General features: G+C 71.1%; 7 protein-coding genes. 5 read left to right on the top strand and 2 right to left on the bottom strand.

The genetic code is table 11. The features are described 5' to 3' along the window. From ABZ027_RS32480 to ABZ027_RS32460, 5 genes are all read left to right on the top strand, one after another. Positions 1 to 1,471, top strand: a 1,471-nt coding sequence (locus ABZ027_RS32480; protein WP_356774565.1) for an alpha/beta hydrolase, incomplete at its 5' end; no start/stop codon positions are given. Positions 1,472 to 1,549: 78 nt separating this feature from the next. Further along, positions 1,550 to 2,584 (top strand): trypsin-like peptidase domain-containing protein, encoded by a 1,035-nt coding sequence (locus ABZ027_RS32475; RefSeq protein WP_356774563.1) that lies wholly within the window; start codon positions 1,550 to 1,552, stop codon positions 2,582 to 2,584. A 4-nt stretch (positions 2,585 to 2,588) separates the two neighbouring features. Continuing rightward, on the top strand, positions 2,589 to 3,164 hold the full coding sequence (locus tag ABZ027_RS32470; RefSeq protein WP_356774561.1) for an effector-associated domain EAD1-containing protein: 576 nt from the start codon (positions 2,589 to 2,591) through the stop codon (positions 3,162 to 3,164). A gap of 84 nt (positions 3,165 to 3,248) precedes the next feature. Beyond that, positions 3,249 to 3,716: a hypothetical protein gene (locus ABZ027_RS32465; RefSeq protein ID WP_356774559.1), complete on the top strand. Its 468-nt coding sequence runs from the start codon at positions 3,249 to 3,251 to the stop codon at positions 3,714 to 3,716. Continuing rightward, positions 3,694 to 8,109, top strand: coding sequence for an AAA family ATPase (locus ABZ027_RS32460; RefSeq protein ID WP_356774557.1), 4,416 nt, complete (start codon positions 3,694 to 3,696; stop codon positions 8,107 to 8,109). Before ABZ027_RS32465 ends, ABZ027_RS32460 begins: the two co-directional genes overlap by 23 nt. Positions 8,110 to 8,137: 28 nt before the next feature. On the opposite strand, the gene ABZ027_RS32455 is transcribed toward ABZ027_RS32460, so the two are convergent. Next, positions 8,138 to 8,344: a YbdD/YjiX family protein gene (locus ABZ027_RS32455; protein WP_356774555.1), complete on the bottom strand. Its 207-nt coding sequence runs from the start codon at positions 8,342 to 8,344 to the stop codon at positions 8,138 to 8,140. Further along, the gene (locus ABZ027_RS32450) at positions 8,341 to 10,509 is read right to left on the bottom strand and encodes a carbon starvation CstA family protein (protein ID WP_356774583.1); all 2,169 of its coding nucleotides are present in this window, start codon (positions 10,507 to 10,509) and stop codon (positions 8,341 to 8,343) included. Before ABZ027_RS32450 ends, ABZ027_RS32455 begins: the two co-directional genes overlap by 4 nt. Positions 10,510 to 10,537: the final 28 nt, after the last annotated feature.

Below are 10,537 nucleotides of genomic sequence, written 5' to 3'. Positions count from 1 at the left end.
GCACGGAGACCGCCTGGATCGCGCAGTGCAGCGCGTAGAAGACGAGCAGTCCCGCGACGAGGGGGGCGTACGCCGTCTCCCGGTCCTGCTCGCCGCGCGGGCATTCCCTGGGGGAGGGAACGTGGAGGAGTGGGCGCCGCTGGTCGCGGCGGTCGTGGGGATCTGGCCGAAGGTCACGGACCAGCTGACCGATCCTGAACTAGGAGAGTTCGAGAGCCAGTTGCTGGCCCCGCTGCGGGTCTTCGACGAGGTGCGGAAGCGCGCTGTCAGCGACGCGTCCACCGACACGCAAGCCCCCTCGGCGACTGGCGATTCCACGGATCCTTCCGAGGCCGTCGACAGCGCGGCGCGCGCCGTCGCCGCCGTCTTCCGGGCGCGGCCACCGCTGGGGGAGTGGCTGACCGAGGAGTTCGACCGGCTGTCCGGCGAACTGGAGCGGTTCGGCCCGGCCGACCCACCGCCGTTCTGGCCCGTACACCTGCGGTGTCTGCAGATCCCCGTCATGTACGCCACCGACCGCGCCGGACGGACGTCGAAAACCCGCCCCCTCACCTACGGCTCCGAGCGTGGCGGGCTCTCCTACGGCCAGGCCACGGTGAGCGTTCCCGACGACCACCGGGTGGGCGCCGTCGACAAACCCCGCTGGTGGCGGCTGCGGTTCCGCCCCGACCCGGTCAGGGACGTGCTGCTCGCCTCCACCGCCGCGACAAGCGCCGACGACTTCGCCGACGCCGTCCGCGGGCAGCTCGACCAGTGCGTGGTCCGACGCGCGCTGGTGTTCGTGCACGGCTTCAATGTCTCCTTCGCCGACGCGGCCGTGCACGCGGCCCAGTTGGCCTACGACCTCAACTTCGCCGGCCCCGTCCTGCTGTACAGCTGGCCGTCGAAGGGCAGCGTCCTCGACTATCCCGCCGACGGCGACGCAGCCCGCCGTGCCGTGCCGTACTTCCAGGAGTTCCTGCGCCTGCTGCTGACCCGCACCGGCGTGGACGAGGTGCACGTCATCGCCCACAGCATGGGCAACCGGGTGCTCACCGACGGCCTGGCGGGACTCGACACCACGGCGCTGCCCGAGGGCTCCGGACGGTTGGGGCACGTGGTGTTCGCCGCGCCGGATGTGGACGGCGACGTCTTCCGGCACCTGCTGCCCGGCGTCCTGCGGCAGGCCGGCCACTGCACCCTGTACGTCTCCGGCCGGGACCGCGCCCTGGCGGTGTCCCGTACTCTCGCCGACTTCCCGCGGGCCGGGCAGGCGGGCGACTCGGTGATCGTCGTTCCAGGTCTCGACACCGTGGACGTCACGGAACTGGGCACCGACCTGCTGGGCCACTCCTACGTGGGAAACCACCGCAACGTGCTCGCAGACGTCCACGGCCTGTTGCACCATGGCCATCCACCGTCGCAGCGTTACGGGCTGACCCGGGTGTCGCACGCCGACGGTGACTACTGGTCCTTCCAGCCTCAGAAGTGACCTCGGCCGGGGTGAGAAGCGGTGCGAACCGGGGAGAACCGGTGAGAAGAACAACGACAGGTACTGAGTGATACGGCGATGACACACTTTCTGGACAGGCCGCACTTCGAGTGGGACGCGCCCGGCGCGCTCGAACTACGTGACTTACTGGCATCGGTGTACTACCGCACGGCCCAGATCGAGCAACTGGCCCTGCAGGCAGGCATATCGCCCGCACACTTCGCGCTGGAGGGCACCGCGACGACGGTGTGGTTCGACCTCATCCGGGTGGCGAGCAACCAGGGGAGGTTGCGCGCCCTGTTGCAGCAGATCAGCTCCGGCCCCGACCAGGCGGTCGCCGCACGACTGGAGGAGTTGCTCGCCGAACGGCCCGTCGTCGAGGCGCCCGAGCGGCAGGCACAGCCCGGCGCTTTCGCCGCCTTCAAGGACCCGGACGAGCAGGAGCGGCAGATCTTCCGCGCCAACACCTTGCAGGACGTCGTCTTCCTCCGACGCGGCACCGAACTGGCGTCCGCTGTATGCCGGTTGCGCGTGACCGCGCAGGACGGTGCCCGCTACCACGGCACCGCCTTCCGTATCGGAGCGGACCTGCTGCTGACCAACCATCATGTGCTGTACGACGGCCAGGGACGCGGGCCCGTGGCGGTGGAGGCCTGGTTCGGCTACGAGGCCGACACCGACGGGCGGACCCGGGAGCACCTCGTGGTGCCCTGCGAACCGGGATCGGCCACCGGCGACGCCACGCTGGACTGGGCCGTGATCCGCGCGGCGGCCCCACTGCCCGGCGACGCGGTGTGCGTCCCGCTCCCCGACAGCACGTCCGTGGGCCTCGACGACCGGGTGTACATCATCCAGCACCCGCACGGAGAGGTGAAGAAACTCGCGGCCCGCCACAACGTCGTACGGCACGTCGACGACGTCGTCATCCAGTACTGGACCGACACGGAACGCGGCTCTTCCGGCTCACCCGTGTTCGACGAGCACTGGCGTCTCGTCGCGGTCCATCGCCGCTGGCGGAGGATCGGGCAGCTCGGTGAAGCGGACGAGTTCCGCAACGAGGGTGTACGGATCGAACGGGTCCGCGAGGACCTCGTCCGACGGCAGTTGGTGTGAGCCCGTGCGCCCCCTGCTAGACGAGTCCGTCTTCCCCTTCGACGACGCACGCGCCCAGAGGCTGCTCAAAGGGCTGGCTGCCGTCTACGCGAACAAGCGCACCGCGCTGCCACTGGCGCTCAGCGCCGGCCTGGAGGAGGCCGAGGCCTACTGGGACCAGAGAATGCTCGACGTGTGGCCGCAGGTGCTGGAGACGGCGGCGCGCAGCGGCAGACTGCGCCGGCTGGTGGAGAACGCCGCCCAGGACCCCAACACCCACAACTGGCCGGTCTTCCGTTACCTGGCCACGGAGGAGCCGGGTGTCGCCGAGGCCGACCCGTGCGCCGCGCACCTGATCAACAGCCGACAGCGGGCGTTCTTCGACCGTCGTGCGCTGCGCTCTCTCCTGCAGGAGATGCTGAGCGGCCAGGGCAACCGTGTCCTCGCGGTGCGCGGAGACCGGCGCACGGGCAGGACGTACACCTGGTACCTGATCCAGCACGTGCTGGCCAGCCGGGGCGTCGACTACTGCCGGATCCAGATGGGCAAGTACCTCGCACCCGTGTCGGTGACGGACATCGCGAACACCCTCAGCGAATAGTTCCGTGAGTGGAACGTCTCCGTCGACCAGTACACCTCGGAGGACAGCCAGGCGCTCAGCCTCGTCAACCAGATCAAGGGACTGATGCGCGAGGAACGACGCAACGGGCGGGCCCACAGCGCGCATTGGCTCGTCCTCGACGACTCGGAGTCGGTCCGTTTCACCGAACCCGCCCTGAGAGCCGTGGCGGAGCTGGTGACCGCCGTCGTGGAGGAGGAGATGGCGGACCAACTGCGTATCGTCCTGCTCGCCTACGACGGCTGGCTCTCCGCCGACCTGCACCCCTACGTCTCCTGGGAGGACCTCGAACCGATCAGGGGCAAGGACCTGCACGACTACTTCATCGCGGTCGCGGAGGACACGGGCCGTCCCATCGACGCGGAGCAGGCCGATCGCCTGGTCGCGGACATGGCGGGCCAAGCCGGCGAGGGTGGCTTCTCTCCTGACGCACCCCTGCGGATGACCGAGGAGGTCCAGCGCGCCGCCGCCTGTTGGGCCCGCGACCGATACGCGAAGTGCGGTGAGAACGATGACCGACCCCAGTTCGCCTGACCACGCAGCTCACCGCCACCCGCCGTACACCTCGGGACGGGCCGACCCGTACGAGCCCTCGGACGACCGCCGTGCCCTGCGTGAACGGACGGCACTGATCGGCTCGTTCGCCGCCGGCGACCTGCTGCCACGCGGTGCCGAGGACGCCGACCCCGGCCCGGAACTCCGGGACTTCCTGATCGAGGAGTGCGATCGTGTCACCACTCCGGACGGCCGCCGCTGGAGCCTTGACCCCCGCGTGCGCGCCCGGACCCTGGACTCCCTGGGCACCCCCGAGAAGTTGCTGGGCGCCCTCACGTCAGCACCCCGAGCGGGCCGGGACAGCGCACGCGACTGGGTGCAGCGACTGCTCGCACGCACCAACCCGCCCCTGGACGAGCAGAGCTTCGAGGACCTGTACGCCGCGCTGACCGTCGTCGGCTGGTTTGAGGACGCCCCCCACGCCCGGGAGGCCCTGGCCCGCAGCGCGACGCCCCTCCCCGGGCTCGACGAGATCCAGCACGGCATCAAGAGGGCCCGGCTGCTTCAGCCCCTGCGGACCCTCGCCGACGCGACGTTCACCGGACGCACCAGTGAACTGGCCGTACTGAACCAGCTCACCGACGTGTCACCGGGGGACACCCGGCGGCCCGACGGTGCCTACGAGGACCTGTCCGCGACGGGCCGCGCGCCCTGGCTGATCGTGCACGGGCCCGGCGGCGTGGGGAAGTCCACGCTGGTGGCCCGGTTCGTCCTGGACCACACCGATCGCCCCGCTGCGGCGCCGGGCGGCCGGATGCCCTGTGTGTACCTCTCCTTCGACCGGCACGACCTCGTCCCGGACCGACCGCTGACCCTGATCGCGGAGTCCGTCCGCCAGCTGGGTCTGCTCCGTCCGGACCTCACCCGGCAGACCGAGGAACTGGAGCGCGGACTGCGTGCCACGCTGACCGCCGACCGGCTCACCGGGACCGAGCGAGGCCTGCACAGTGGCCGGTACGCCCGACAGCGCGACGAAGAAGCCCTGATCGCCGCCTTCTCCGCACTGGCCACCTCGGCCACCGGAGATGTCGTGCGCCCCTTCCTGCTGACCCTGGACGCCTTCGAGCAGGTCCAGCGCCGAGGCCCGATCGCCCTGCGCCGGGTCCTGAACTTCCTGCAGTCGCTGCAGAGCGCCTACCCGGGCCTGCGGATCCTGGCGGCCGGCCGGGCTCCCGTCGACGACGCGCGGTTCCGGCCCCTTTCCCTGACCGGCTTCGACCCCGCCACCGCCCGGGCCTTCCTGCGCCGACAGCTGACAGCCGGGGACACCGCAACGGGCGACGGCGGCGCCGGGCCCGCGGCGAGTCGAGCCATCACCACGGCCACCGACGCCATGGCCGACGCCGAGGCCGAGGCGATCATCGGGATCGTCGGCTCCAACCCGCTCAACCTCAAACTCGCCGCCGCGCTGGTGCACCGCGAGGGCACCCACGTCCTCCAGGACTCCCGACTGCGCCGACAGCTCCTTCTGAAGCTGGGCGACGAGGCCGTCCAGGGCGTGCTCTACCGGCGCATCCTCGACCATGTGCACGATCCGGACCTGCGCCGCATCGCCAGCCCCGGACTGGTCGTCCGCAAGCTCACCCCCGACGTCATCCGTGAGGTGCTGGCCGGACCCTGCGGACTGGGCCACGTCGACGAACAGCGCGCGCGGACACTGTTCGACCGCTTCCGCGCCGAGGCCACCCTGGTCGAGGAGGTCCCAGGTGAGGACGCGGCGGTGCACCGCGGCGACGTGCGCCGCGTCATGCTGCCGCTGGTGCGTCGTGGCCACTCGGGCGTCGTCGACCGGATCCACCGCAAGGCCGTGCGCTACTACTCCCTCCTGGACATGCAACGACCGTCCACCCACAGCCGCGCGGAGGAGCTGTACCACCGTTTGTCGCTCCGGCAGGCGACCCGCACCCTGGACGAGCGGTGGACGGACGAGGCCGGCGCCCTCCTGGAGGACGCGCTCGACGAGCTGCCCGCCCGCTCACAGGTGTACCTGACCGAACGGCTCGGCAACACGGTGGACGCGGAGCTGCGGGCAGAGGCGGACGACGACACGTGGAGCCGTCAGGCACTGCGGGCCGGAACCGACCTGCTCGCCGGCGAGAGTCCCGCCGACGTCCTGGACCTGCTGGACGAACGCCCACACCGGCTGGACGACGACCTCGCCCTCCTGTCGCTTCGGATGAGGGCGCTGGCCGCACTCGGCCGCCATGACGAGGCCCGCTGGATGATCGACCGCGTCCTCGACCTGGCGGCCGCCGCCACGGACCCGACGGTCTTCAGCGAGCTGGCCCTGTTCGGGGCCCGGATCTGTGAGGACCTCGGGCACTTCGCCGACGCCCACGACCTGCTCGTTCAGGCCCGCAGGGCGGCTCAGCGACCGGCCGCCGACATCCAGTTGCTGTCCGTGTCCGCCGCGCAGCTGCGGCTGCACCGGCGCGGCGGCACCCTGGACACCGCCGAGGCTCGCGAGCTGCGCGCCGATACGCTCGCCCGGACCCGGAACCTCAGCAGCAGGGAGTACACCCGCCACCCGACCCTGCTGCGGGAACTGGCCGCCGAGATCGGCGACGACATGCCGGAACTGGTCTCCCACACGGCGAGGTCCGTCGGCGTCGACCTCGCCGACGGCTCCGGCGAACTGCTGCGCGCCTCGCTGACCGACGAGGACGTCGCCGACTTCGTGGCGGCCTCGGAGGAGACAAGCGAGGCCGACCCAAAGACCAAGACTTTTCTGACCGAGCACACCAGCGTCAGCAGGGGCTCGGTCATCAGCGACTTCCTGGACAGCGGGTCCGAACGTGCCGAGGGCTGGAACACGGCCCTGGTCACCACCTACCGGCACGAGGTGGACCGCGCCCAGGGTTTTGGCGGCGTGGCACGGGACATGACCGGCGACGCCGTGGTCGTCCTGCCGGGATTCGCCGGCAGCACCCTGGTGGACAGCGAGACGGGCCAGACCGTCTTCGGGGTGCAGCGCCTCCTCGATCTCGCGCGCTTGTGGCGACAGGGCATCACCGCGGCTCTGGCCGTGACCGAGGACGAGCGGTCGGGCCGTGCAACCCGGCTCCGGCCCACGGAACTGCTGTCCTTGGGCTTCGCCTGGATCCCCCTGATCGGAGGGTTCTCGCCCTATCGGCAGCTGGAGGACGCTGTCGACTCGGTCACGCAGCACCGCGACGCCGTCCTGCTCTTCCCCTACGACTGGCGACTCTCGGTCGAGGAGTCCGCACGACGGCTGGCCACGGCAGCCCTGCGGCACCTGACCCAGTGGCGCAACCACCCGGTACGGCAGGCGGCCGGGCCCGACCGGCCGCCGCCCAGACTGGTGTTCGTCGCGCATTCCATGGGCGGTCTGGTCGCGCGCGCGGCCTTCGCCATGGACCCCGTACTGTGCGAGGTCACACGGGACCTGATCACCATCGGGACGCCGTTCCACGGCATCCCGCGGGTCGTGGACTTCATCACTGGAGGTAGGGCGACGCGCCCCAACCTCGGCCGGGCGGCGCGGACCATGCCCGGCGTCTACGACTTGCTGCCCGACTACGCGTGTGTGCGGACCGAGGACGGAGGAGTGCGGCATCTGACGCTCCAGGACGTACGGGACATCGGCGGAGACGTCGACCTGGCCGAGGCCGCGATGGCGGCCCGGCAGAGGCTGCAGCGGACGAGGACGCTGCCGCGCGTACGCGCGGCAGTCGGGGTGTCGCAGCGGACGCCGGAGAGCCTGGCGATCGACGATGGCCAGGTGCGCCTGTTCGACCACATTCCGCGCCTGCACCGTGACGGGACTCCGATGCGGAACGACCGGGGCGAGCCGGTGCATTGGAGGCGCGAGGGAGACGGCCTGGTGCCGAGGGACTCCGCCGCGCCGGAGCCCTCCAACGCCGCCGCCTTCGTCTCGGGCGCACACGGCTCGCTCGTCACGGAACCCGCCGTCCTGGACTTCGTTCGAGCGGTCCTCACAGAGCGGCCCGTGGACAGTCCGATCCGCAACGTGGTTCCCCGGCCCCCGGAGATCACTGGGGGCGCGCCGACGAGCCGACCCCACCAACCCGAGGGAGCCGGAATCGGGCTGCCCGGAACCGACACCGCCCCCCTCGGGCTGACCACACCGGCCGAGGTCGGCACGGGAAGGCCGTGGACCCTGACGGTCCGGGGCGCCGGCCACACCGTCATCGGCGTCGTCTGCCAGATCCGCGATGCCGAGAACGGTCGGCCGATCGCCCGCCCCGAGCTGCGCCCCGGTGAGGAGCCCCACACCCTGATCGCCGACGTGGTACTGCCGACCCCTGGCTTCTACGAGGTCGTCGTCACCAGCGGAGCGCAGTCGGCCCGCGCCCTGGTGGTGGCCGCCGACCTCGCGACCGAGGACTGAGCGCCCGGCACAACCGGCAGGCTGACCGTCAGCAGCAGCGGCTCTGCGGGTGGTCCTCCCGGTGCCGGGCGCGCTGCGCCGCGTACTCCCGGCGGGTCGGTACCGGGGCGAGCGGATGGTGGCGTCGGTGCCGCTCGCAGTGGCGGTCGTACTCCGCCTCGCCGGTCAGCTCCCGCAGGTACCAGCGCACGGCCCGGGCCCAGCGCACGGCCCGGGCCGGGTGGACGGCCCTCACGAGCGGGCCACGGCCAGTGGCTCGGCCCCTTGCGCGGACACGTCGATGCGGGACTCGACGTACGGCGTCTCGGTGGTCGGTGACACGCCGGGCGAGCGGACGGCCCGGACGCACACCACCGCCGCGTTGACGATCACCACGGCGACCAGCAGCAGGAAGAGGGCGATCAGCACACCGTCGACGGTGGAGTTGGTGACCACGGTGTGCATGTCGTCCAGGTCCTTGGCGGGCGGCAGGACCTGGCCGGCGTCCAGGGCGTCGGCGTAACGAGCCCGCTGGGCGAAGAAGCCGACCTTGGGGTCGTCGGAGAAGATCTTCTGCCAGCCCGCGGTGAATGTCACCGCGACCACCCAGGCGAGCGGGAGGCCCGTCACCCAGGCCCAGCGCAGTCGCCCGGACTTGACCAGGACCGTGGTGCACACGGTGAGGGCGATGGCGGCGAGCAGCTGGTTGGCGATGCCGAAGAGCGGGAACAGCTGGTTGATCCCGCCCAGCGGGTCGGTGGCGCCGGAGTGCAGGAAGTAGCCCCAGGCGGCGACGACGAGCCCGCTGCACAGCCAGATCCCGGGCTTCCAGTTGACCCTGCCGAGGGGCTTGAAGACGTTGCCGAGCATGTCCTGGAGCATGAACCGCCCGACCCGAGTGCCCGCGTCCACGGTCGTCAGGATGAACAGCGCCTCGAACATGATGGCGAAGTGGTACCAGAACGCCTTCATCGCGGTGCCGCCCAGGATCCCGGAGAAGATCTCCGACATGCCGACGGCGAGGGTGGGCGCGCCGCCTGACCGGGCGATCAGCGTCTGTTCCTCGACCGCCTTGGCGGCCTGGGTGAGCTGGTCGGGCGTGATGGTGAAGCCGAGGCCCGCCACCGCGTGGGACGCCGACTCGGCCGTCGCACCGAGAAGCCCCGCGGGGGCGTTCATCGCGTAGTACAGACCGGGTTCGAGGGTGGCCGCCGCGATCAGCGCCATGATCGCGACGAACGACTCCATCAGCATGGCGCCGTAGCCGATCAGCCGGACCTGGGACTCCTTCTCGATCAGCTTCGGGGTGGTGCCGGAGGCGACCAGAGCGTGGAAGCCGGACAGGGCGCCGCAGGCGATGGTGATGAAGAGGAAGGGGAAGAGGGAGCCGGAGAACACCGGACCGGTGCCGGAACTCGCGAACTTGGTGACCGCGTCCGCGTGCAGCACGGGCGCGGCGACCACGACGCCGACCGCGAGCAGCGCGATGGTGCCGATCTTCATGAAGGTGGACAGGTAGTCGCGGGGCGCGAGCAGCATCCACACGGGCAGGACGGAGGCGACGAAGCCGTATCCGATCAGGCAGAACACGAGGGTCGTCGGGCTCAGGGTGAAGGTGTCGGCCAGCGAGGAGTTCTGGACCCAGCTGCCGCCGGCGATCGCGAGGAGCAGCAGCGCCACGCCGATCAGGCTGGTCTCGACGACTCGGCCGGGGCGGATCCGGTGCATCCAGAAGCCCATGAACAGGGCGATGGGGATCGTCATCGCGACCGAGAAGGTGCCCCAGGGGGAGTGGGCGAGCGCGTTGACGACGACCAGCGCCAGCACACCCAGCAGGATGATCATGATGGCGAAGACGGCGATCAGGGCGGCGGCGCCGCCGGCCCGTCCGATCTCGTCGCGGGCCATCTGCCCCAGCGACCTGCCGTCCCGTCGCATCGACAGGAACAGCACGACCATGTCCTGCACCGCACCGGCGAAGATCACCCCGGCGACGATCCACAGGGTGCCGGGCAGGTAGCCCATCTGGGCCGCAAGCACCGGACCCACCAGCGGGCCGGCGCCGGCGATCGCGGCGAAGTGGTGGCCGAGCAGCACCCGGCGGTCGGTCGGCTGGAAGTCGACACCGTCCTCCAGCCGTTCGGCGGGGGTGGCCCTGCGGTCGTCGGGCCTCAGCACGCGGCGGGTGATGAAGCGGGAGTAGAAGCGGTAGGCGATGGCGTACGAACCGAGCGCGGCCACCACCAGCCAGACCGCGGAGATCTTCTCTCCCCGGGCCAGCGCGACGACCCCCCAGGCGACGGCGCCCACCAGCGAGACGGCGGGCCACAGCAGGATCGACCGGGGTGACATACGGGGCTTTCGGGGCGAACGCCCCCCTGAGGGGGGCTCGGACGGCTCGGGCAGGGCGGATTCGGGCATGGCTGACGTAGGCATGGCGGCTCCTCAC

Source organism: Streptomyces sp. NPDC006332, assembly GCF_040612855.1.
Taxonomy (GTDB): domain Bacteria; phylum Actinomycetota; class Actinomycetes; order Streptomycetales; family Streptomycetaceae; genus Streptomyces.
Note: the sequence above shows the minus strand (reverse complement) of the source record. Positions and strands in the feature narration are given on the sequence as shown.

What these genes read in the sequence shown, in the direction of transcription:
- ABZ027_RS32475 (WP_356774563.1), top strand. Translation starts at nt 1,550, where the DNA reads ATGACACACTTTCTGGACAGGCCGCACTTCGAGTGGGACGCGCCCGGC.
- ABZ027_RS32465 (WP_356774559.1), top strand. Translation starts at nt 3,249, where the DNA reads ATGCGCGAGGAACGACGCAACGGGCGGGCCCACAGCGCGCATTGGCTC.
- ABZ027_RS32460 (WP_356774557.1), top strand. Translation starts at nt 3,694, where the DNA reads ATGACCGACCCCAGTTCGCCTGACCACGCAGCTCACCGCCACCCGCCG.
- ABZ027_RS32450 (WP_356774583.1), bottom strand. Translation starts at nt 10,509, where the DNA reads ATGCCCGAATCCGCCCTGCCCGAGCCGTCCGAGCCCCCCTCAGGGGGG.